The following is a 23,624-nucleotide window of genomic DNA, read 5'->3' on the forward strand; positions in this document are numbered from 1 at the left end:
CCTTATTCCCAGCAATACCCTACTATGTCTAATTCTAACAAAAACTCACCTAATAAAAACTCCAATTGTTTTCTAATATATCGCGTTATTTCATAAAGTAAAGTAAGCTCTTCGTTAAGCACCTGGGTTACTAAGGCATACTCTTCTTGCGTAAGTTTATTTAACAAACGACGACAAAAATAATCTCTGCAGATAAAAGGTCTGGCAAAGATTTTACATCCTGTAGGACCAACAAAAAAACATCTCAGAGGAATCTCTCTTTCCTTTGGAATGTCTTTTCTTAAAAAAAGGTTTAACAATAAAATGTTTATAGTAACTTCTGCCTCAATACCAGCCTTACAACAACCTTTTTTATCTATTACTGAGCAAACATAACATTCGTTAAATGTTTCTAAATTTGACATCGTCTGGTTTGACAACAAAACTGCGTTTTCGTACCTTTTTAAAAGTTTTAAAAACTTTGAGTCTTTATAAAAATAGTCATTCCAGTGCTCAAAAAGCTCTTCAGCTGTGAGGATTTTTTCTTTCATCAAAGCAGTAGGATCTGGGTCTAAATTTTTAATCAGCTTTAAATTTTTTAACATAATTGGCCTTAATATAAAAATTTCTATAAAAAGATTTTAATTTAAAAGAAAAAAAATAAAAGATAAGATGATGATAAAACAGGTTGGTTTAAACAAAATGCTTATAAGGTCCAAAATATCAGAGATGGATGATTTTAAACTTTTGTCAAAAGGTTTAAAATAATCTTATTCAAAAGCATGTCGAAAACTTTTTAAAATTTAGACATAGTTTTGAACATGTTTTTGGTTTTTCTTTAGACAGAGATTTTGACCTTTGGATTGACGAAAATCGTTTTTTGAGCTAAAACTTATAAATTTAAAAACATCTTAAAGAGGCTTTTATGAAAAAAAGCTTAGACCCAAGAAAACTTTCTACCTGGGAGATAGCCTATCAAGCCGAAAAAAATCTAAAAAAGATTTTTGAACTTGCAGAGGAAATAGGACTTCTTCCGGAAGAGTTAATACCTTATGGTTATTACTTGGCTAAGGTCGACTATCAAAAGGTAATTCAAAGGTTAAAAACCAAACCTTACGGAAAATATATCGATGTTACCGCGATAGTACCTACTCCTTTTGGAGAAGGAAAGACTACCACCACGATAGGACTTATTCAGGGACTTGCTAAAAAAGGAAAAAGGGTAAGTGGTGCTATAAGACAGCCCTCTTCAGGCCCAACTTTTAACCTAAAAGGAGGAGGCACTGGCGGTGGTTTATCTCAGGTATTACCTTTAGATAAAATTGCTTTAGGACTTACAGGAGACATAAACGCGGTGATGAATGCCCATAACCTTGCTATGGTAGCTCTTACCTCAAGACTTCATCATGAAGAAACTTATACTGACGAAGAGCTTTCAAAAATAGGGATTAAAAGGCTAAACATAGACCCTAAAAGAGTAGAATTTCCCTGGATAATAGATTTTTGTGCTCAAGCATTGAGAAAAGTTTTGATAGGATTGGGAAATAAAAAGAACGGTGTTTTGATGGAAAGCAAATTTTGGATAGCCCCAGCTTCAGAACTTATGGCCATTCTTTCTATTGCTAAAAATTTAAAAGACCTAAGAGAGAGGGTCGGAAAGATTGTAGTAGCCTATGATAAAAGGGGAAATCCTATTACTACCGAAGACCTTGAGGTAGCAGGTGCGATGACTGCCTGGTTGGTAGAAGCTCTTAACCCAACCCTTGCACAAACCATAGAAGGACAACCTGTTTTTATACACACCGGACCTTTTGCTAACATCGCCCTTGGCCAGTCTTCTATCATCGCAGACTATTTAGGTCTAAAACTTTCCGAATATCATGTTACTGAGTCAGGATTTGGAGCAGAGATTGGCTATGAAAAATTTTGGAATATTAAGTGCAGGTTATCAGGTCTTATACCTCAGGCAGTAGTTTTGGTAACCACTTTAAGGGCCCTTAAGTACCATGGAGGAGCACCTCTTCCTAGGAAAAACCAGCCTCTTCCTTCAGAATACCAAAGTTTAAGACCAGACCTGGTAGAAAAAGGTTGTGAACTTTTAGCCCATTGTATAGAGATTATCCAAAGAAGTGGAATTAATCCAGTGGTGTGTATCAACCAGTTTATACATGATTTTAAAGAAGAAATAGAGGTGGTTAAAAGATTTTGTGAGGCCTTAGGGGTAACTGCGGTTTGTTCTAACCACTGGTTAAAAGGAGGAGAAGGAGCAGTAGAACTTGCTGAAGCGGTTATAGAGGCCTGTGAAAAACCGAATAGTTTTAACTTTCTTTACGACACAAAAAAGCCTCTTAAAGTTAAAATAGAAAAAATTGCAAAAGAAATCTATGGTGCAAAGGAGGTCTGCTTTACTACTTTAGCCAAAGAAAAATTGGAACAGCTTGAAAAAGAAGACCTTACAGAATTTTTTGTTTGTATGGCTAAAACCAGCCTTTCTCTTTCAGATAACCCTACACTTAGAGGTGTTCCTAAAGATTGGGTTTTCAATGTAAAAGATATCATGGTTTTTAGAGGAGCAAAGTTTGTTGTACCTGTTGCTGGTGAAATTAACCTTATGCCTGGTACAGTTTCTAATCCAGCTTTTCGCAAGATCGATGTAGATTTGAAAACTGGCAAAATCATAGGTCTTGAATAAAGGAGAGAGATTATGGAGCCGTTAATATTAAAAGGGTCAGAGATAGCCAAAAACTTGAGAGAACAAATCAAAGAAGAGGTAAGAACATTAAAGGAACAATATGGGCTTATTCCTGGTCTTGTTACCATCTTGGTAGGACAAAATCCTGCCTCTGTTTCTTATGTTACATCCAAACAAAGGGTAGCTAAAGAACTTGGTTTTTACTCGGTGCAAGAAAACCTTCCAGAGGATATCTCAGAAAAGGACCTTTTAGACCTTATAGAGAAATACAACCAGGACCCATCCATCCACGGTATCTTGGTGCAGCTACCTCTTCCTAAACATATAGACGAAAAAAAGGTGATCTGCGCTATCAACCCTAAAAAGGATGTCGACGGTTTCCATCCCTTTAATTTAGGAAGGTTGGTTATGGGACATCCTACCTTTATTCCATGCACACCCTATGGAATTCTGTTTCTTTTAAAAGAAGCTGATATAGAGGTAGAAGGAAAAGAGGTGGTTATCATAGGAAGAAGTAACATCGTAGGAAAACCCTTAGCCCTCCTTCTTATGCAGAAACTTAAACCTGTAGGAAACGCAACGGTAACGGTGTGTCATACCGCTACCAAAGACCTTGCTTTTCATACTAAAAGGGCAGATATCTTGATAGTGGCAGCAGGTAGACCAAAATTTATTTCAGGGGATATGGTGAAAGAAGGGGTAGTGGTTATAGATGTTGGGGTTAACAGGATTGGGACCACTCCTGAGGGTAAACCGATTCTTTGTGGAGATGTAGATTTCGAAAGTGTTAAAGAGAAGGCCTCGGTTATTACCCCGGTTCCCGGTGGAGTTGGTCCTATGACGATTACTATGTTGATGAAAAACACGTTAGAAGCTGCAAAAGCAAGCCAAGGTCTTTCTGAAGAAATTCAGTTTTAGCTAAAATTCAAGCCTCGAACAGATTTTATCGATAGTCTTTTAGTATAAAATATGTTATAATAGTTTTTTGAAATTTATACGATCGAGGGATAACATTGGAAAGTACTAAAGATCAGCTAAAAAGCTTTGGTTTGCATCTAATTAAAGATTATGGGCTAAACCTTTTAGAGTTTAAAGGTGAAATTTTTAAGATAGATGAGGCTTTATCCTCAGGAAAAACGATAAATTTAACGAAACCAGAAAATCTTCTTTTTTTGGCTCAAAGTTTAGGCTTAGAAACTAACATTCCTGAAAGGATTTTACTGGCAAAAATCATCGAAAATCTTTTCAATCTGTTTTTTACCAAAAATTTAACAGAAGAGTTTGAAAAATTTTTTTCTGATGAGGTTTTATCTAAGTTTAAAAAAGAAGGGCTTTTACTTGAAGGAATAGAAAGAGAAATAGTTTGGACCTACGAAAAGTTTCTCAGAACCGAAGAAAAAGAAGAACTTACTAAAAGCTTGATAAAACTTTCTCTTACCTATGTTTTTGGTTTAGCATTATTTAGGTCATACTTTAAGGAGTTATTTTTTTCTAAAGGGAATTTAAACGGTTTAACCTGTGAAGACCTGATGTATGCCCTTGGAGGAACTTTCAGGGCCTCTTTAAGTCCGATCAACGAAAACCTTAAAGCAGGCAATCTAAAAGGACTGGCATTTTTTAATCATCTTCCTTTAGAAGAGTCATATCTTTCTTTGGTTAAAAAACTATTACATCAAAATATCTGGATATGGACTGTAGACAGCAATGAAGGAACCTTAGATTTAGACCTTATTAAAGAAGCAGGAGAAGGGCTGAGAGAATTTTTAGAAGCCTTTGGTTTGCCTCCGGTTTTATGTTTAAGGGATGAAGTTGAGATTTTTTCTGTTGTGTTAGAGATGCTTAGTGCCGGAGGGTTGTTTAAAGAGCTTTCAGAGATACCTTTAGTTGCGGTCTACTGTAGTAAAAACAGCTTAGAAACCGTTAATCCTGGGCTTTTAGTTCCTGCTTTTTCAGGTTTAGGTTTAGAAGTTTTAGCCATAGGGAAGGACTTTTTACCTTTTAAATTGCTTGATGAAAAGGTTAAGGTATTTGAAGAAGGTCTTGCCGACCAGATTTTACAGGAAATCATAGAGAGGATAGAAACAAAAAGAAAGACTTTAGGAATTCACCAGCCAAAGCCAAGGGTGCTTTTTGATATGGAAATGCGAAGGTCTCTTTCTTCTTCAGAACACATGTCTTTTTACCAACAAATATTGTTAGAAAGGTTTAAAAACACTTTTTCCTCTGAAATGCTTCCGGTTAAACGGGCTGAAATTTTTAGAGAAAGGTGTATCAACTGTTTTAATTGTGTAAAGATTTGTCCTTTTTCAGCCATGTCTATCGACCATGTGGCTAATAGTATATTGGTAGACCTAAAGAAATGCACAGGTTGTGGCATCTGTATCGGTGAGTGTCCTTCTGAGGCGATCTATCTTCAAGTAATCTAAGGTTACGGAGGCTTGATGAAAGGAAAAACTCTGATGTTTGTTTGTAGAGAGCTTGGTTCAGAAGATGGGATTAAGGATAGAGAAGATATAGTTTTAAAGACCTTAGATTGTGCAGGAGATTTAACTGTTTTTGAGGTGCTGAAAGCTTTGGAAGAGGGTTTTCAGCAGGTTTTTGTGGTAGGGTGTAAAAAAGGAACGTGTAAAAGTAGGATCGGGAACTTAAGGGCAGAAAAAAGGATGGCTACGGTAAGAAGATATTTAGGAAAATGGGCTGAAGGATATAGACTGGAGATGGTTTATCTTAATAAAGAAAAAGGTCAAACTTTATTAGATCAGATTCTTAAAGCTTAACGGAGAAAAGGTTATGGTAATTACAGAATTAAAACCTATAGAAAAGATTTGGCAAAACATAGCAGACTTTCGTAAGGTTCTGGTTTTAGGATGTAGGGGGTGTTCAGGGATTTGCTCAACTGGAGGAGATCGAGAGGTAAAGTTGCTGGTCTCGGCATTAAACCTTATAGCAGAAAACGAAGGGAAAAACTTTATTGCTCTCGGACAAACCCTTATTAGGCAGTGTGACCCTGTTGCTTTGAAGGTGTTGCCTGAGTTTCTTAAAGAGGTTGAAGCGGTAGTCAGTTTAGCTTGTGGAGTAGGGGTAAACTTGATAGCTGACCTTTATCCTGATTTAAAGGTTTATCCTGGAACAGATACTTTATTTATAGGAGCCCATGTTGGATTTGGTGTTTGGGAGGAGAAGTGTCGGGCTTGTGGGGATTGTTTTATCGATAAAACCGCAGGTCTTTGTCCTATAGCAAGGTGCCCAAAAGGTCTTTTAAACGGGCCTTGTGGAGGGTCTCAAACAGAAAGGTGTGAGGTGAACCCTGAAATACCCTGTGTTTGGTATGAAATTATCATCAGGCTTGAAAAAAGAGGAGAACTTGCAAGCCTTGATGAAATAATAGGTCCAAAGGATTGGAGATTAACCTTTGGCGAAGGCCCAAGAAAAAGACAAAGAGAAGACTTAACCTTTTAAAGAGGAGAGCTTGCGTGAAATTTAGAAGCAATTTAGAAAGGGTTTTAAAGTCTGGTTATATGGCCATTACTTGTGAGCTTGCACCTCCGAAGCATGCAAGCCTTGAGCCGTTAAAAAAGAAAGCCCGCGTGCTTAAAGGTTATGTAGATGCTGCAAACATAACCGACTGTCAGGTTGCCATGGTAAGGCTTTCAAGCTTAGCTGGTTGTTTGGCTATTATGTTAGAGGGGATAGAACCTATCCTTCAGATGACCTGCCGAGATAGAAACCGCATAGCCATGCAGTCTGACCTTCTTGGGGCTTGGGCTTTAGGGATAAGAAATGTTTTTTGTACCACAGGAGACCATCCTACGTTTGGTGATCATCCTCAGGCTAAGCCTGTGTTTGATTTAGATTCTGTGCAACTGGTGGCTATGGTTAATCAACTTAAGCAAGGGAGGTTTTTAAACGGACAGGAGATAAAAGGAGAAAATCCTCGATTTTTTATCGGGGCAACAGAAAATCCTTTTGCTGACCCTTCAGAGTATAGAGTAAGAAGACTTGCTAAAAAAATCAAAGCAGGGGCTGAGTTTATTCAAACTCAGCTGGTTTATGATGTAACCAAGTTTAAGCAGTTCATGTATATCGCCCACAACGAAGGTCTTACAGAAAAGGCCTATATCTTAGCAGGAATAGTACCTCCCAAATCTTTTCGGATGATAGACTACATCAAAAGTCACCTGCCAGGTTCTTGTGTGCCTGAAGATCTGGTTAAAAGAATGCGCGAGGCTAAAGACCCTTTAGAAGAAGGTATAAAAATAGCTGTAGAACTGATAGAACAAATAAAAGAAATCCCTGGAGTAAAGGGATTTCATCTTATGGCTATAGGCTGGGAAGAATACCTTCCTGAAATTCTTAAAAAAACTGGCTTTTATCCTCGTCCATTTTCTCAAGATTTGTTACCAGAAGATACTAAGACCTTTTCTTTGAGAGAACAAGAAAAAAAGCACTTAGAAGAAGAAATAAAAAATTTAAAAGAGCATCTTTTAAGACTTGAAAGTTTAATTACCGGAAAAAAAGAAATAAAAGAAGAAGATTCAGAAAAAGTCAGTATTACGATAGAGACACCAAAAGAAAAAACTACTGCAGTAGTAGAGGATCTTACAAAAACCTCTCCATCCTCCTTGGCACCTGCTAAAGAAGAAAGCCTGACAGGTGAAAAATCCAGGCTAAAAGTTTTATATCGTAGCTTATCTGAAAGGGCTAAGGGTCTTCCAGAAGACCTTTATCGTGAACCTGCTTCTGGCAGGATTAGAGAGGTTGTTTTTGGAAAAGGCGATAAAGCGTTAAAAGTTGGAGGTGCTGAGGCCTTACCCTTTCACAGTTTTGAGGGTAGTTTAGGTCAACCTTTAAGGATAGCGATGGAGGTGTTAGACGTTGTTCCTGAGGATTTTCCAGAGGTGCTTGCTAAATATTTTAAAGATGTGTGGGATGACCCTGGGTCCTGGGCTAAAAAATGTGTAGAAGAGTATGGGGCTGAGGCGATCGCTGTTTATTTGTTAGGGATAGACCCGAACTATTTAAATTTAGGGGCAGACCATGCCAAAAGGGTTATAGAAAAGGTTAAAAAAGCGGTAGATGTGCCTTTGATCATATGGGGGTGTGATAACGCCGAAAAAGACACCGAGGTGCTTAGAGAGGTGGCTGAGGTAATTAAGGATGATAACATCCTTTTTGGCCCTATAGTTGAAGATAACTACCGTACTTTAGGGGCAGTAGCCTTAGGTTATCAACTGCCTGTGATAGCTCAAAGCCCTATAGACGTTAACATAGCTAAACAGCTAAACATTTTGCTTGAAAATCTTGGAGTGCCTTTAGAAAAGATTATCATGGACCCTTCAGTAGGTGCCCTTGGGTATGGACTTGAATATACCTATTCTGTGATGGAAAGGATAAGGCTTGCAGCCCTTTATTCTAACGACGTAAAACTGCAAAATCCCTTTATCTGCAACGTAGGTAGAGAGGTCTGGAAGACTAAAGAAACCAGTCTTCCTTCTGATGAATTCATGGGAGAGGCTGAGATGAGAGGGGTTATGATGGAGGTTATTACTGCCGTGTCCCTTGCGTTAGCAGGAGGCGAATTGTTTATTCTCAGGCATCCTAAGTCCTTAGAGTTGACTAAAAGGGTATTAAATCTTTTATGGACTTCAAGTGAACAAAAACCGTAAGAGGTAAGTAATGTCTAAAATAGTCTGTGAGTTGGGTATAAAAGGTTCCTATTTACTTTTTGAGAGGGCGTTAGAGGAATATGAACAGGCGGTAAAAACCTTTGGTAAAGAAAAACCCATAGGTTTCCCGAATACTGCTTATTTTTTACCCATAATCTATGCTATCTTAGGTTATCCGGTTAAAAAACTGGGGGATTGTGGAGAGGTTTTAGAAGAAATAAAGAAGCTTTTACCTAAGGAGACTTCTTCTGAATTTTTTTACTGGGGCAAGGCCTTAGATGCAGGGTTGGTTGCGCTTTTTTCTGAAGAAATTATCGAGGCTATTAGATATCTAAAACAGCCGGACTTTTATTGTTATTCAGAAGACCCAGGGGAAGGGAAGCTTTGGCTTGGGGCGGCAGATGATGTTGTTTTTAGGAAAAGAGGGGTTGAGTTTGTAGATGGAACTGCTCCTGGTTTTGCGGCTATTCTTGGGACTCCTGAAGATATAGAAAGTGCAATCAACATAATAAGAGACCTTCAAGAAAAAAATCTGTATGTGTTTTTGCATGGAACAGGGCAAGGGGTGAGTTTGGCAGAAAGTCTTTTGCAACAAGGGGTTCAGCTTGGCTGGTCCACTCGACTGGTGCCCTTTGGGCCAGAGGTAACCTCAGTAGCCTTTGCCATAGGGTTTGCTTGTAGAGTGGCTATGTCTTTTGGAGGGGTAAAGCCAGGAGAAGGGCCTAAGAACCTTCTTTATAATAAGAACAGAACCTTTGCTTTTGCGTTGTCCTTTGGTGCTCCTTCTTTAGAGGTTGCAGCAACCGCACTTGGGGTCTTTAACTGGGGATGTCCAGTGATAACCGATGTAGAACTTCCTGAAATAAAGGTGCCAGGGGTATGTCTTTATGAACATCTTGTCTCAAAAGTGCCCCTTGACAGGATGGTAGATACAGCTTTAGAGGTAAGAGGGCTTAAGATCACCTCGGTTAAGCTTGACATTCCTGTAGCTTATGCCGCTTCTTTTGAGGGAGAAAGGGTTAGAAAGGAAGACCTCTATCTTGAATGTGGAGGAGGAAGGACCTTAGGGGTTGAGTTGCTGGTTTCAAGGCCTTTAGACGAAATAGAAGACGGAAAGATCGAGGTATTTGGTCCAGATATCCCAGACCTAAAAAAACTTGAAGAAAAAGGCCCTCCTTATAGATTGCCTTTAGCGGTGGTGGTTGAAGTAGCCGGGGCTAACATGCAAGAAGATTTTGAGCCTATCATAGAGAGACAGTTTCACTATTTTATAAACTATGCCCAGGGGATTATGCATGTAGGCCAAAGAAATCTGATGTGGCTTCGGATATCTAAGCAAGCTGTAGAAAAAGGGTTTACGTTTAAACATTTAGGATTAATCCTATATGCCAAGATAAAGGAAAAGTTTAGTGCCATAGTAGATAAATTGCAGGTAAAAATCTACACCCAAGAATCTGAGGTTAAAAATGTGCTAGAGCAGGCTAAGGAGGTTTATCGGGGTAGAGATGAGAGACTTTCAGGGTTGGTTGACGAAAAGGTGGATGTGTTTTATTCCTGTACGTTATGTCAGAGTTTTGCTCCATCTCATGTGTGTGTGATAACCCCTGAAAGGGTGGGTATGTGTGGGGCTTATAACTGGCTTGACGGAAAGGCGGGTTATGAGATCAATCCCACAGGTCCCAACCAACCTATTCCTAAAGGAGAATGCTTAGACCCGGTTCTTGGATATTTTTCAGGGGTAAACGAGTTTGTCAAAGAGGCTTCCCGTGGAAAAATAGAGAAAGTGGCGCTTTATAGTATTATGAAAGACCCTATGACTGCCTGTGGATGTTTTGAGTGTATTGCTGCGGTACTTCCCGAGGTGAACGGGGTTATGGTGGTTAACCGGGATTATACAGGCCTTACCCCTACAGGCATGAAGTTTTCTACCATGGCAGGAATGGTAGGTGGTGGGGTACAAACACCAGGATTTTTAGGGGTGGCTAAACATTATATCGTATCTCCTAAGTTTTTGATGGCTGAAGGTGGGATAAAAAGGCTTGTGTGGATGCCTAAAAGTTTAAAAGAGGAACTTAAGGATAAACTAAAAATCATGGCAGAAAAGTTAGGAGTTCCTGATTTGATAGAAAAGATAGCAGACGAAACGATAGCTAACACAGAGGAAGAGATAAAAAAATGGGTAGAAAGGGTTAACCATCCTGTTTTAACCCTTCCTCCTCTGATGTGATGACAAAGAGATAAGCAACCTTTAAAGGGGTAGTTTAGATGGCACTCACCGGTATTCAAATCATGAAACTTCTTCCTAAGAAAAACTGTAAAGAATGTGGTTTCCCTACCTGTCTTGCCTTTGCGATGAAGGTAGCTGCAGGACAGGTAGAGATAGATAAGTGTCCTTACGTAGACCCTAAGGTTAAGGAAGAGATATCTGAGGCTACCGCTCCACCTATAAGAACGGTAGTGATAGGAACTCCAGAGGCTTCTTATAAGTTAGGAGGAGAAACCGTCCTTTTTAGACATGAAAAAAAGTTTGAAAATCTTCCTCTTATCGGAACCTATCTAAAAACCTCGATGGGAGAAGAAGAGATTTTAAGAAGAATTAGAGCCTACCAAACCTTAAAGTGGGAAAGGGTAGGCAATGTCCTAAAACCTGAAATAGTTTGCATCAAAGACGAGGGAGATAAAGAAAGGTTTATTAGTTTGGTAAAAAAAGTAAGGCAAAACTTGCCTGAGGTAGCGATAGTTTTAGCCTCTTCAGACTTATCTTTAATTAAAAACGCTATAGAGGTGTGTACCCCTTCAGTTCCACTTGTTTATCCAGGACAAGCAGAGGATCTATCTTCTTTTGTCAGTTTGGCTACAGAAAAAAAGGTGCCTTTAGTAGCTTCTGCGGTGACTTTAGGGGAGTTGGTGCGGTTGGTTGAAGGCTTAATTAACCAAGGATTGAAAGATCTGGTTTTAGATAGTGGAGCCCTTCATCCCAAGGAGCTTTTTGAAGATTTAGTAATCATAAGACGAGCAGCTGTGAAAAAACGCTTTAAACCCTTTGGGTTTCCGGTGATAACCTTTATGGATAGATATACAGAAGACCTGGTTGAGGAATATCTTTTAGCCAGCATCTATGTAGCAAAGTATGCAAGTATTATCTTGGTTTCAGACCTGAAGCCAGAGCTTTTGTTTCCATTAGTATTGGAAAGGTTTAATCTTTATTCAGACCCACAAAAACCTTTGGTAGTAGACGAAGGGATTTATCCTATAAACGGGCCGGATGAGTATTCCCCAGTAGTGGTGACCTGTAACTTTGCCTTGACATATTTTATCGTATCTGGGGAAATAGAAGGAAGTAGAGTGCCTTGCTGGCTTTTGATAAAGGATACAGACGGGCTCTCAGTTCTTACCGCCTGGGCTGCAGGTAAGTTTAACGCCGATAACATCGCAGAGTTTGTTAAAAAAACAGGTATTGCTGAAAAGATAAAACACAGAACATTGATGATACCAGGTTATGTGGCTATCATCAAGGGAGAGCTTGAGGAGGAGCTCGGAGGTTGGGAGGTAGTGATAGGGCCAAGAGAAGCAAACGGGCTTCCTGTAGCCCTAAGAGAATTGGCTAAAAGATTAAAGCCTTAAAAATTTTTAGGTTAATCGCTGAGGAGGAAAGATGAAGGAAAAAGTAGTTTGTGTAGGTGAAAGCATAAATGTGATGTCTAAAACCATAGGCCCGGCTATAAAGGCAAGAGACCCAGAACCAATAAAAAGGATGGCAAGAGAGCAAAAGGAGTTAGGAGCTGACTATTTAGACCTTAACATAGGACCAGCTAAAAAGGATGGGAAGGACCTTGCGGTTTGGATAGTAAGCTTGGTTGAGTCTGAGGTGGACCTTCCTGTATCCTTAGATACTACCAATGAAGAGGCTATGGCTGCAGGACTTAAGGTTTCGAAAAAACCACAGAGGTTTTTGATGAATTCTATTTCTGCCCAAAAAGAAAGGATGGAAAAACTCATCCCTCTTGCGGCAGAGGCTGGATGTGAGGTTGTAGCTCTTTTATGGGGAGACGAAGGATTACCAAGAGATGCAAACGAAAGGGCCTCTTTAGCCGTAGACCTTATCATGAAACTCAACGAGGCAGGGATCCCTAATGAAAAAATCTGGGTAGACCCAATCATCACCCCTATTACCTTAGGGGCAGACCAAATAGTTGAGGCTTTAAATTTTCTTTCGATGCTTCAAGACCTTGCTCCAGGGGCCAAAAGCATAGTAGGACTTTCTAACGTTTCTAACGGAATTAACCCTAAACTAAGACCTTACCTTAACCGAGTGCTTCTTATGATGCTTATGAAGTATGATCTTTATGCAGCCATCCTTAATGTCTATGATAGAGAGCTGGTAGAGATAGCTAAAGGCTTGCATCCAGATTGGGTAAACCTGGTAGGAAGGATTATGGATGGAGAAGAAATGGCCCCTAAGGATTTAACCCCCAAGGAAATGGAAATTTATAAAACTACGCAGGTGCTTCTTGGTAAAACCATCTTTTCGGAGTTTTGGTTAGAACTCTGATGAAACCAGAACTTCTTGACGTCCAAAGTCTGCCACCTGAAGAGAAAATAGACATAGATAAAGTAGGTATCAAGGGATTTAAATATCCTGTCACAGTCCTTGACAGAGAAAAGGGATTGCAGCATACGGTAGCAGAGCTCAATCTTTATGTAGACCTACCTTCTAAGTTCAAAGGTACTCATATGAGCCGGTTTATAGAGGTGATAAACGAGTTTAAAGGGGAGATTCACGTAAAAAACGTAATCAAACTTTTAAAAAAACTTGCTCAAAGACTTTCAGCCAAAAGTGCACACTTAGAGATGTTTTTCCCTTATTTTTTGCAAAAAAAGGCACCTGTTACCCAGATTTCTTCTCTGATAGAATACCAGGGGATTTTGTTGGCTTCCTATTCCGAAGGCAAAAAGGACCTGGTGATTGGGGCCAAGGTACCGGTGATGACCCTTTGTCCTTGTTCTAAATCTATCAGTCAGTTTTCAGCCCATAACCAAAGAAGCTTGATTACCCTTAAGGTACGGTTTAAGGAGTTTATCTGGTTGGAAGAGCTGATAGAGATTGCAGAAGCTTCTGCCTCAAGCCCGGTTTATTCCCTTTTGAAAAGACCAGACGAAAAGTTTGTTACTGAGTTCGCCTATCAAAACCCGCGTTTTGTAGAGGATGTAGTCAGAGGGATAGCCAAACGGCTCTGGGAACATCCTGAGGTGAAATGGTTTTTCGTAGAGGTAGAAAACTTTGAGTCTATCCATGCCCACAACGCCTATGCCTGTATCGAAAGAACCAAAATTGGTTCATAAAACCTATGAAAATTATCTCTTCAAGGTCAAACCCCACTTTTAAATTTCTTAAAGCTCTTAAAGAAACTAAAGGCAGAAAACAACATCAGGCCTTTCTGGTAGAAGGAGTTTCTTTTGTTAGAGAACTTTTAGACCAGGAAAGAGACAAAGTACTCTGGGTGGTTCTGGAAAAGAGAAGTCTTCCCAAACTTGAGCCTTTGTTAAAAAAGGCAGAAGAGGCAGAAATTCCGATCTTAGTCTTAGAAGAAACTCTTTTTAAAGAATTGGTTGTCTCAGAGACCCCTCAAGGAGTTTTAGCGGTCGTTAAAATTCCTATTTTTGAGGACTTATCAGAGAGGTTAGAGAGTACCCCTTGTTGTGTGGTAGTGCTTGAAGAAATACAGGATCCTTCTAATGTAGGGGCAATAATAAGGACGGCAGCAGCGGTTGGGGTGGCTTGTGTGTTTTATACCAGGGGTACGGCAGACCCTTTTTCTCCAAAGGCCGTTAGGGCAAGTGCTGGAGCTGTCCTAAATGTTCCTCTGATAAAGGTTGAAAAATTTATAGAACTTGCTGAGGACCTAAAAAAAAGAGGTTTTAGACTAACGGCTACGGTGGTTAAGGGAGGTGAGGACCTTTTTTCCTTTTCTTTTCCTCCAAAAACAGCCCTTTTGTTTGGAAACGAGGCAAAAGGACTTTCTAAAGAGGGGATGGCAGCCTCAAACTATAGGCTAACCATCCCTATCGTAGGCAAATTAGAATCTCTAAACGTAGCAGTAGCAGCAGGTATAGTCCTCTATCAATGGCTAAAGGATAGACTTAATGTAGTTAAACCCTAAATCAAAGGCCTTTAAGTTTACCTGATGAAGTTTTTCAGGTAAAAGTTCAAGCATAGCCTCAACAAGAGCCTCTCTGTTTAAAGGAAATATCTCAAGAGCAGTTGCTGCACCTAACATTACCATATTTAGCGCTTTGACAGACCCAGCTTCTTTGGCTAACTCTTCTCCAGGCACCAAAAAAACTTGATTGAAGTAAGAAGTCATTTCTTCAAAAAAGGGGTTCAAATCAGGATAGTTAGCCGATCCCTCTTTTACAGCAAAGGGTAATATAGGGTCTTTACTTATTATAAATTTAGTTTCTTTTTTAGCCCTTTTAACAAACCTTAAGGCTTCAGCAGGTTCAAAGGCTACTATAAAATCTGCTTCTCCTTCTGAGGTGTAAGGACTTTTGCCAAAAAGGCAAATAGAGCTTTCTACCACACCTCCTCTCTGTGCCATCCCATGGACTTCAGAAACGATAACAGGAATGTCAGCCTTAAGGCAGGCCTCTCCTAACACTCTGGTAAAAAGGATGATACCCTGTCCTCCTACACCTACCACTAACCCTTTTATCTTTTTCATGGTCTAACTCCCTTTTTGAGATTTAGTTTTATATAAGATACAAGGAGCTTTAGCGATGATTACCGAAAGCTCCTGTTTTTCAAGTAAAGGCTGAATAAGTTCTTTAGCCTCTTCTTTTTTGTAAGGGTTTATTACCACATAAGGGATATCAAGGGCCTCAACTATTTTTTGTATAGGTATGGTTGGATGGTCCTGGATGATAGGTGATTTTATCGTTTGAGAAGGCACAGGTTGATGTCCAGTCATGGCAGTGGTGTCATTGTCAAGGACCACCAGCGTAAAATTATGTTTGTTAAACTTAGCGTTGACCAGAGGAGAAAGCCCTGCATGAAAGAAAGTTGAATCTCCGATAAAAGCCACCACCCTTTGGTCTGTAGCTACATCAAAACCACAAGGAGTTCCCACACTCGAACCCATACAAAGCAAATAGTCTGCCATATTTAATGGGGGTTGAATCCCTAAGGTATAACACCCTATGTCTGTAGGATAAATAGTCCGTTCCTCTATTCCCATCTCTTGTAAAACTTCTTTTATGAGTTTATAAGTTTCTCTGTGAGGACATCCCTGGCAAAGAACCGGAGGTCTTGCCGGAAGTTTGTCCGAAAAATCGAAAGGAGGAACTTCAACGGTAAACCTTTTTAGGTTGAAGGCATTAGCTAAAGCCTCCTTTACTTGGGTAGGGGTAAACTCAAAATACCTGGGTAAAAGCTTTTCTTTTTTACCTAAAATCTTGGTTTTAAGACCATGAGTATAAGCAAGAGCTCTCAAGTTTTCTTCTAAATAGGGCTCAAGCTCTTCTACCACCACACAGGTTTCCACTTGAGAAAGGAATTCTAAAGCTAACTTTTCTGGGAAAGGATGGGTAAACGTAAGGATAAGTAAAGAAACCTCATCCTGTAGACCCAAATCTTCGAGGGCATCTATTACGTAATTTACCGCAACCCCAGAGGCACAGATCCCTAATTTCCCCTTGGGTATAAACTGGTTAAAATTAAACGAGCTGGCTAAGTTTTGAAGTTCTTCTAATTTTTCTAAAAGGAGTTTATGTTGTTTTCTGGCAACAGCAGGGACAGGTACAAACCTAAAGGGGTCTTTTTTAAAGAATCCTTTTTTAAAGGTTGTATAAAAATCAAAAGGGATAGCTCCTACCTCTACCACACCTCTGGCATGAGATACCCTGGTAGTAGTTCTCAAAAGCACAGGTAGTTTAAACTTTTCTGAAAGGGAAAAAGCTTCTTTGGTAAGGACATAAGCAGTATGAGGGTCAAAAGCCTCAAGCATAGGCACTTGAGCAAGCTTAGCATAATAACGGTTGTCTTGTTCGTTTTGGCTGGAATGACAAGAAGGATCATCTGCGGTAACCACCACCAACCCTCCTTCCACCCCTACATAGGCAAGAGACATAAAAGCATCGCTTGCCACGTTTAACCCTACATGTTTCATACAAGTAATAGATCGTAGTCCGCAGGCAGAAGCAGCCCCAACGATTTCCATAGCCACTTTTTCGTTTACAGCAAATTCAAAATAAAGGCCAGACAAATCCTTTTGCATCTGAAAAAGGTTGTTTCCTATCTCAGACGAAGGAGTCCCAGGATAGGCAGCACCAACCTGGACACGACTTTCTACAGCCCCTCGAACAATTGCTTCATTACCCAACAGAAATTTTTTACAGTTATCGCCTTTTAAGATAGGATGCATAAGACCCTCCAAAAATTAAACTTTTAATTATTTAGTGTTTTGTTTTTAAAAATAGAATAGTAGTATAATACGTTTTTTACATAACTTTGGGTTTCTGGATAAGGAGGTATTCCCCTATAGATTTTTACTTTTTCAGGACCGGCATTGTAAGCTGCAAGTGCTAAACTTAGATCCTGAAACTCATCTATAAGCATCCTTAGGTATTTAGCTCCACCTTTAAGGTTTTCTAAGGGATGATAAGGGTCTTCAACCCCTACCAACCTTGCGGTTTGAGGCATAAGTTGCATAATACCCATAGCCCCTTTGGGAGAAACAGCCCTTGGGTTAAAAGAAGATTCAACCTTGGCAATTGCTTTAAGAAGTGCAGGGTCAAGAGAAAATGCCTGAGCTACCTTTTCAAACCAGCTTTCGTATTCTCCCGGTAGTTTGGCATAATTGGCAGAATAAGGGAACTTAGCTCCTAAGGATTTAAAGTTTAAGTTTTTGGGTTTTTCTTTAATATAAAGTTGGCAGTAGGAAACATTTAGCTTTTGATTACTAAAGAAAATCTCACCTGTCTCAGGATTTTCACACCTGTAGATATGTGCTTGAGCACAGGAAGAAAGGAAATGAAAGAAAATTAGTAATTTTAAGAAAAAAAATTTGGAGTTAATTGCTGAAAGTAATAAAATTTCTCTTTTTCTCATAATTGTTAAATTATAACATAAGATAAATAAGTCCGTCAAGGCCCGTATTAGATCATAAAAATGCCCCTGAAATAAAGATTGTTAGATCAAAAATCTGTCCCTGAAGTTAAAATTCCTCCCTGAAATTACATCCTTTAATGGAACAGGAATGCTCCACTTACTCTCCTCCCAAAAGAGGTAGACCCCGTAAATATCACGTCCTCCACTACGAAATCGTAAAAATCACCTGAAAAATGCTTCTTTGTCCCTGCGCTGAAAGACTCCATCCCGTATTACCGTCAACCATTGATATCCTCTTAAAAGAAGGCCTCTTAAAACACTACGATCTTGAAATAATCAACGAAACTAAGGGACTCTCCTTTGGGACTCTAAAGAGGATCATCATCAAATTTAAAAAGCCTACCTTCAGAAAAAGATACAAAGGGCAAGCCTTCATCTATCATCAAGTTCCGATATCCGCTGATTTTGGGAAGTATGCTAAAAAAGTAGGGGCGGTTAGGGCCTGTGGCTTTGGAAAAAATCTTGAGAGCATGAAACTTATTGATAAGATAGCCCATCAAAGGATTTTCTTTCCGGTGGAACAATATCATCAGGGCAACGATAAGAGCATTTTAAGGGTTTTGTTTGAGAAGGCTCTATCTGATAATGGGATCAAGGTATTTCGTTCAAGGCCTTACAAGAAAAACGATAATGCCCATGTGGAGCAGAAGGGAGGGGATAAGGTGAAGTATAAGGTAATAGACAAGAGGGGTAGGGTAATCAAGAAGATTTATGATCAAGCGAAAACACCATACCAGAGGCTAATGGAGATTTCAGTTGTGTCGGAGGAAGTAAAGGAAGCTTTGAGGAAGAGTTATGAGGGATTATCACTTGTTGGATTGAAGAGGAGGCTTGATGAATTGCTTGCTCAATTACTTGGAGGTAAATTAAAAAGGAGAGATGTTCGGGGACAGAAAAATGATCTAACAAATTACAATTTCGGGGACATCCATTTTTGATCTAACACGTGGGGAGATCATGGATGATTATAAATTTTTATCGGCAATTTAGGGAAATTAAATAAACTTGACAATATTATTTTTATATGTTATGTTAAATTTTAACAAAAAATTTCAAAAGTTTTCTAAATCTTATGGAATTTTTTAAAAAATCCGAAAAATTAATAATAGTATCTAATCGTTTGCCTTTTTCTGTAAAATCTGACTTAAGTCTTTCTAAAAGTCCTGGGGGTTTAGTTTCTGGGATTGAGACTTTTTTAAAAAAATCTGGGATTGAAAATTATGTATGGATTGGATGGCCAGGAGCCAATTTGAATAAAAAAAATTTTGAGTTAGTAAAAACTAAGGCTAAAAAACTTAATTGCTATCCTGTTTTTATTTCTCATAAATTGTTAGAAAAATTTTACAATGGTTTTTGTAACAAAATACTTTGGCCTCTATTTCACAGTCTTCCCAGTTACGCGGTATATGATGAAAACTATTGGAAAAATTATATCGTTGTAAATGAAATATTTTGTGAAGAAACTCTAAAACATGTTACTGAAGATTCAGTAGTATGGATACACGATTATCATCTTATGCTTCTGCCTCAAATGTTAAAAAAGAAAGCTCCCAATGCCTTAATAGGCTTTTTCTTGCACATTCCCTTTCCTCCCCCTGAGATTTTTATGCAGCTTCCATGGAGAAAAGAAATTTTAGAAGGTCTTTTGGGTTGTGATTTAATAGGTTTTCATACTTATGAGTACACTGCTAATTTTTTAAGAACCATTTCTTGTATGCTGGGCTTAGATCATAAGATGGGAGAGATCGTGTATCAGAATAGGATTATTAAAGTAGAGACCTTCCCTATGGGAATCGATTTTGATTTATTCCATAATGCCTGCGAGAAAGTAAAAATTAAAAAATTAGTTAACAAAATCAAAAAACGATTTAAAAATCAGAAGATAGTATTTTCAGTAGATAGGCTTGATTATACTAAAGGAATCTACAATCGTCTTTTGGCTTATGAAGAACTTTTAGAAAGAAGACCTGATCTTCACGAAAAAGTTGTTTTAATTATGGTTGTTGTTCCCTCAAGAGAGGGAGTAGAACATTATCAAAGAATGAAAAAACAATTAGAAGAAAAAATAAGTGAGATAAACGGAAAATTTGGCAAGATAGATTGGATTCCGGTTTTGTATTACTATAGATTTCTTAACTTTGAGGAGCTTGTTGCTCATTACTTAGCAGTTGATGTAATACTTGTTACGCCTTTAAAGGATGGTATGAACCTTATTGCTAAAGAGTTTATAGCTTCAAGAAAAGACCAAAGAGGTGTTCTAATTCTTTCAGAATTTGCAGGATCTGCAAAGGAGTTGGGGGAAGCCTTTATCGTAAATCCAAATTCTATCCGTGAACTTTCTTATGCCATAGAAAACGCTCTTGAAATTTCAGAAGAAGAACAAAGAGAAAGAATTAGAATAATGCAAGAAAGGTTAAAAAGGTACGACATAGTGAAGTGGGGAAAAGACTTTTTCTATACTCTAACAGATGTAAAAGAAAGAAAAATAGCTTTAAAAACCAAGTTATTAACTACCGAAATAATAAACCAAATTAAAAAATCTTTCGAAAAAGCGTCTTCTCGAATACTTTTTTTGGACTATGATGGAACCTTAGTTCCTTTGGTAAGTAAACCTTATTTAGCTTCCCCAGATGAGGAGTTAAAAAATCTTTTAAAAGCACTTTCTAATATTCCTAATACTGATGTAGTAATTATCTCTGGAAGAAAAAAAGAGGATTTAGTAAACTGGTTTGACGGAATAAGGCTTAACTTTATTTCTGAGCATGGAATGTTTATAAAAAAATATAACAAGGACTGGGAAACGCTTTTACATTTTCCTAAAGAATTCGTAAGAGACTTCAAAGAAAAGATTAAAAACATTCTGGAAACTTATGTAGATCGATTACCAAGATCTTTTATTGAAGAGAAAGAATTTTCTATAGTTTTTCATTACAGAAATGCAGATCAAGAATTAGCAAGTTTAAGAGTAGCAGAACTAATTGACGAACTCCTGATAGTAACAAGTAACTTAAATCTTAATTTAATAAGAGGAAATAAAGTGATTGAAATAAGACCTGCAGGAATAAACAAGGGAATAGCTGCTAACGTATTTTTAAAGGAAAAAAACTACGATTTTATTCTTGCAGTAGGAGATGATACCACAGATGAAGATTTATTTAGAGATCTTCCTGAAAATGCTATCACCATAAGAGTGGGAATTGGAAAGTCTTTTGCTAAATACAGTGTAGAATCTTATTCAAAAGTAAGAAAATTATTAAATGCTTTGGTAACCAGTGAATAAGCCTTTTATTTTTAAATCTGAGTTTTGGGTTCCTCAGTATACAGGAATAAAGGTTTATTCTATAAAGGAGTTTATAGAGGCACTTAAAATAGTTGATGAGTTTTCTATTTTTTATCACCTATACATAAACATTTTTAACTATCACAATTTACCTACATTTTACAACAATAGTTTTTCTTACTGGTTATATAAAAACGGTCATTTTTTACTTGCAGAAAAACTCTCTGTAATTGATCCCTTAGAATACTATGATTTAGAAGAACTGAGGAATGTTCTTGTTCAAACTCTTGAAGAAAATTACAACCCAACTGAAGATAAAAGTGGACAAGAAGCTTTTTATTTTAGCAAAGCTGAAAGAGAAATCATAGAGAGTGTAGATGTTGCTAATAACTTAGATAAGTTTTTAGAGGGGATTAAAAAATCAAGCATAAATTCTGTTTTTTATCATCTTGTAACTTCAAGAATAGAAAACAAAACTCTTATAAATGACTATTCTGCCTGGCTTACCAATTTAGGAGAAGCTAAAAAAGCAGAAAAAATAACTAAATTAGATGTTTATAGTATGAATCTGTATAAGATAAAAAATAAGATAATAAAAATTTTGGAAGAAAAGGAATGATTGAGGAATACATACCCTTTGTAGGCGAAGAAACGATCGAAGAGTTGTTTATTTTAAGTAAGAAACTGAATGGGGTAAAAGTCCTTCATGTTAACTCTACTTATAAAGGTGGTGGTGTTGCTGAAATTTTACACAGAATGGTTCCTCTTATGAATGCACTTGGAGTTAAAACAGACTGGAAGGTGTTTAAGGGAGACAAAAAATTTTTTTCTTTTACCAAAAAACTTCACAACCTACTTCACTTAGGATATGGTGAAAAAATCAGGAGTGAAGAGATTGTTCATTATTTAAAAATAACTTATGAAAATTTTAAAGAAATAGACACAGAAAACTATGATGTAGTTTTCATTCATGATCCTCAACCTATGGGTCTTGTGATTAAAAAATTGCCAGGGCAAAAATGGATCTGGAGATGCCACATAGATACTTCGAGTCCTGATCCCAATGCTTGGAACTTTCTTGAAAATTTTTTAAACGCTTATGATGTTTGTATTTTTCATATGCCTGAATTTGTTTATGAAAGGATAGAAATTCCTACTTATATAATTTCTCCTTCAATAGATCCGTTGCATCCTAAAAACATAGAATTGTCTCAAGAAGAAATTTTTCAAACTTTAACCAAATTTGGGATAGATCCAGAAAAACCTCTTATTCTTCAGGTTTCTCGTTTTGACAGATTAAAAGATCCCTTTGGAGTATTATCAGCTTTTAGAATTGTAAGAAAAAAATACGATTGTCAACTTGCTTTTGTAGGTTCTTTCGCAGAAGATGATCCAGAAGGAGAGGAAGTGTATAAGGAACTTTTAAACCTTACTTCAGATGATAAAGAGGTGTTTGTTTTAAATCTCCCACCTGATAGTTATAGAGAAGTAAATGCCTTTCAAAGAGGAGCAACAGTTGTTGTTCAAAAATCTTTAAAAGAGGGTTTTGGGCTTGTTGTTTCAGAAGCAATGTGGAAAGAAAAACCAGTTATTGGATCCAATGTGGGTGGGATAAAAAGACAAATAATACACGGTATCACTGGATATTTAATAAACAGTGTAGAAGGATTAGCAATGCGAATAAAACAACTTCTTGCTAATGAATATTTTAGAAAAGAAATGGGATATTATGGTAAAGAAAGAGTAAAACATAGGTTTTTAATCATTCGCCATTTAAAGGATTATTTTCTAATTATTTCTAAAATTTTAAACTCAAAGTCCTAAAAATCGTCAATCTTGCTTTTTTCTCTTAAAAAACTAAATTTCATAAGGAGTCAACTATCAGTAAATAGGTTTTAAGCATGAGATACCTCACAAATAGAAACATAACCTTGGGAATAAGAACTCAAACTTAGATTAAAATAAGTCCCATTTTTGCAAATGCCATAAATCACCCTGATAAGCTTGTTTATTACTGCTACCATCGCCTTTTTATAGCTCTTAAATTCCTTCTTTTTGCGCAAAAAATACTCTCTGAAATAAGGTTCCCAGGTTACTACTCCTACTGCCATCTGAAAAAGGATGTTTTTAAGCCAAGGACTTCCTTGCTTGGATATGTGTTTATTCACCCTAAACTTGCCAGACTGTTTTATTACTGGGTCTGTGCCAGCATATTTTATAAGTTTTTTGCACTGGAAAATCTAAGAACGTCTTTTACTTCAGCGAGAAAATGGGCTGCAAGTTTTGGAGATATGCTTTTGATCGAGGAGATAAGCTTTATTTGTTGGTTTTGGTCGTGATCTATTTCTTCAAGGAGCATATTTTCGAGTTTTTGGATTCTTGGTTCAAGGAAGAGACACTTTTCGATGTAGAAGATGAGGGTTTGAGAAAGATAGGGGTTGTGGATACCGATAGAGTTTTTAGCAAGGTTTATAATGTCTTCAGGGGAGAAGGAAGGGGTTCTACCTTTTGGGGAGGCGTTGATGATATTGGAGAGGTCTTTGGGAGAGGCTTTTTTGAGATAGTGGGCTCCTGGGAAGTTAAGGAGGATGTTAAGGAAGGAGAGGGTAAAGATGTTGAAATGTTTTTCAGCTTCGGGGAAGAGCACAGAGAGAGCGTATTTGATTTGTGTTTTAGCTTCAGAGAGTTCTTTTTTGAGTTTTTGGATGAGACGAGAGAGGTTTCTCAGGTGATGATCTGGTGGGGACACTTGTCAAGAGAATTGTGTCTCCTTATAAAATCTCTTTACAAACATTTGCCTCAATTCGTATAAAGCAGACTTAATTAAAGGAAGTGGTTTTT

The 23,624-nt window shown here is 37.8% G+C and carries 22 protein-coding genes; 16 read left to right on the top strand and 6 right to left on the bottom strand.

Going from position 1 to position 23,624, the window contains the following annotated elements; all coding sequences use genetic code 11:
- Positions 1-2: 2 nt before the first annotated feature.
- Complete coding sequence (locus H529_RS0107705) at positions 3-584, bottom strand: hypothetical protein (RefSeq protein ID WP_022855945.1); 582 nt, start codon at positions 582-584, stop codon at positions 3-5.
- Positions 585-904: 320 nt separating this feature from the next.
- Between H529_RS0107705 and H529_RS0107715 the strand changes: the two genes are divergently transcribed.
- The 11 genes from H529_RS0107715 to H529_RS0107770 all read left to right on the top strand — a co-directional run bounded on the left by H529_RS0107715 (position 905) and on the right by H529_RS0107770 (position 14,498).
- Positions 905-2,671 (top strand): formate--tetrahydrofolate ligase, encoded by a 1,767-nt coding sequence (locus H529_RS0107715; protein ID WP_022855947.1) that lies wholly within the window; start codon positions 905-907, stop codon positions 2,669-2,671.
- A gap of 12 nt (positions 2,672-2,683) precedes the next feature.
- Complete coding sequence (folD, locus tag H529_RS0107720; protein ID WP_022855948.1) at positions 2,684-3,589, top strand: bifunctional methylenetetrahydrofolate dehydrogenase/methenyltetrahydrofolate cyclohydrolase FolD; 906 nt, start codon at positions 2,684-2,686, stop codon at positions 3,587-3,589.
- A gap of 95 nt (positions 3,590-3,684) precedes the next feature.
- Positions 3,685-5,097, top strand: coding sequence for a 4Fe-4S binding protein (locus H529_RS0107725; RefSeq protein ID WP_022855949.1), 1,413 nt, complete (start codon positions 3,685-3,687; stop codon positions 5,095-5,097).
- Positions 5,098-5,112: 15 nt separating this feature from the next.
- Positions 5,113-5,448: a hydrogenase iron-sulfur subunit gene (locus tag H529_RS0107730; RefSeq protein WP_022855950.1), complete on the top strand. Its 336-nt coding sequence runs from the start codon at positions 5,113-5,115 to the stop codon at positions 5,446-5,448.
- 13 nt (positions 5,449-5,461) lie between these two features.
- Positions 5,462-6,130: a methylenetetrahydrofolate reductase C-terminal domain-containing protein gene (locus tag H529_RS0107735; RefSeq protein ID WP_022855951.1), complete on the top strand. Its 669-nt coding sequence runs from the start codon at positions 5,462-5,464 to the stop codon at positions 6,128-6,130.
- Between the two features lie 14 nt (positions 6,131-6,144).
- A complete protein-coding gene (locus H529_RS11485) occupies positions 6,145-8,337 on the top strand; it encodes an acetyl-CoA decarbonylase/synthase complex subunit delta (RefSeq protein WP_022855952.1) in 2,193 nt (730 codons plus the stop codon).
- A 10-nt stretch (positions 8,338-8,347) separates the two neighbouring features.
- Positions 8,348-10,564 (top strand): acetyl-CoA decarbonylase/synthase complex subunit alpha/beta, encoded by a 2,217-nt coding sequence (gene acsB / locus H529_RS0107750; RefSeq protein ID WP_022855953.1) that lies wholly within the window; start codon positions 8,348-8,350, stop codon positions 10,562-10,564.
- 38 nt (positions 10,565-10,602) lie between these two features.
- Positions 10,603-11,961, top strand: coding sequence for an acetyl-CoA decarbonylase/synthase complex subunit gamma (gene acsC, locus H529_RS0107755; RefSeq protein ID WP_022855954.1), 1,359 nt, complete (start codon positions 10,603-10,605; stop codon positions 11,959-11,961).
- Positions 11,962-11,992: 31 nt separating this feature from the next.
- Positions 11,993-12,889, top strand: a complete 897-nt coding sequence (locus H529_RS0107760) for a dihydropteroate synthase (RefSeq protein WP_022855955.1) — start codon at positions 11,993-11,995, stop codon at positions 12,887-12,889.
- Complete coding sequence (gene folE2 / locus H529_RS0107765) at positions 12,889-13,680, top strand: GTP cyclohydrolase FolE2 (RefSeq protein WP_022855956.1); 792 nt, start codon at positions 12,889-12,891, stop codon at positions 13,678-13,680. Before H529_RS0107760 ends, folE2 begins: the two co-directional genes overlap by 1 nt.
- A 5-nt stretch (positions 13,681-13,685) precedes the next feature.
- A complete protein-coding gene (locus H529_RS0107770) occupies positions 13,686-14,498 on the top strand; it encodes a TrmH family RNA methyltransferase (protein WP_022855957.1) in 813 nt (270 codons plus the stop codon).
- Here H529_RS0107770 and H529_RS0107775 read toward each other — a convergent pair.
- From H529_RS0107775 to H529_RS0107785, 3 genes are read right to left on the bottom strand one after another with little or no spacing between them, the layout of a single operon-like run.
- A complete protein-coding gene (locus tag H529_RS0107775; RefSeq protein WP_022855958.1) occupies positions 14,466-15,059 on the bottom strand; it encodes an indolepyruvate oxidoreductase subunit beta in 594 nt (197 codons plus the stop codon). The two genes, H529_RS0107770 and H529_RS0107775, sit on opposite strands and share 33 nt — an antisense overlap.
- 3 nt (positions 15,060-15,062) lie before the next feature.
- Positions 15,063-16,757, bottom strand: a complete 1,695-nt coding sequence (gene iorA / locus H529_RS10615; protein WP_022855959.1) for an indolepyruvate ferredoxin oxidoreductase subunit alpha — start codon at positions 16,755-16,757, stop codon at positions 15,063-15,065.
- A 23-nt stretch (positions 16,758-16,780) separates the two neighbouring features.
- Positions 16,781-17,443: a lytic transglycosylase domain-containing protein gene (locus H529_RS0107785; RefSeq protein WP_022855960.1), complete on the bottom strand. Its 663-nt coding sequence runs from the start codon at positions 17,441-17,443 to the stop codon at positions 16,781-16,783.
- Positions 17,444-17,676: 233 nt separating this feature from the next.
- On the opposite strand from H529_RS0107785, the gene H529_RS0107790 reads away from it, so the two are divergent.
- The 4 genes from H529_RS0107790 to H529_RS0107805 all read left to right on the top strand — a co-directional run bounded on the left by H529_RS0107790 (position 17,677) and on the right by H529_RS0107805 (position 22,607).
- The gene (locus H529_RS0107790) at positions 17,677-18,441 is read left to right on the top strand and encodes a hypothetical protein (protein WP_022855961.1); all 765 of its coding nucleotides are present in this window, start codon (positions 17,677-17,679) and stop codon (positions 18,439-18,441) included.
- A 134-nt stretch (positions 18,442-18,575) separates the two neighbouring features.
- Positions 18,576-20,783: a bifunctional alpha,alpha-trehalose-phosphate synthase (UDP-forming)/trehalose-phosphatase gene (locus H529_RS0107795; protein WP_022855962.1), complete on the top strand. Its 2,208-nt coding sequence runs from the start codon at positions 18,576-18,578 to the stop codon at positions 20,781-20,783.
- Positions 20,776-21,402: a DUF5752 family protein gene (locus H529_RS0107800; RefSeq protein ID WP_022855963.1), complete on the top strand. Its 627-nt coding sequence runs from the start codon at positions 20,776-20,778 to the stop codon at positions 21,400-21,402. The genes H529_RS0107795 and H529_RS0107800 overlap by 8 nt, the downstream gene beginning before the upstream one ends.
- Positions 21,399-22,607 carry a glycosyltransferase gene (locus tag H529_RS0107805; protein WP_022855964.1) on the top strand — a complete coding sequence of 403 codons (1,209 nt, stop codon included), beginning with the start codon at positions 21,399-21,401 and terminating at the stop codon, positions 22,605-22,607. The genes H529_RS0107800 and H529_RS0107805 overlap by 4 nt, the downstream gene beginning before the upstream one ends.
- A gap of 71 nt (positions 22,608-22,678) precedes the next feature.
- Here H529_RS0107805 and H529_RS12005 read toward each other — a convergent pair whose 3' ends face one another.
- Entirely contained in the window at positions 22,679-22,951 is a 273-nt protein-coding gene (locus tag H529_RS12005; protein ID WP_022855965.1) for a hypothetical protein, read from the bottom strand.
- Positions 22,952-22,998: 47 nt separating this feature from the next.
- Entirely contained in the window at positions 22,999-23,142 is a 144-nt protein-coding gene (locus H529_RS12010; RefSeq protein ID WP_245540279.1) for an IS110 family transposase, read from the bottom strand.
- A 12-nt stretch (positions 23,143-23,154) separates the two neighbouring features.
- On the opposite strand from H529_RS12010, the gene H529_RS12015 reads away from it, so the two are divergent.
- Complete coding sequence (locus H529_RS12015; protein ID WP_245540280.1) at positions 23,155-23,595, top strand: hypothetical protein; 441 nt, start codon at positions 23,155-23,157, stop codon at positions 23,593-23,595.
- Positions 23,596-23,624: the final 29 nt, after the last annotated feature.

It is taken from the genome of Thermodesulfobacterium thermophilum DSM 1276 (genome assembly GCF_000421605.1).
In the GTDB taxonomy this organism is placed as follows: Bacteria; Desulfobacterota; Thermodesulfobacteria; order Thermodesulfobacteriales; family Thermodesulfobacteriaceae; genus Thermodesulfobacterium; species Thermodesulfobacterium thermophilum.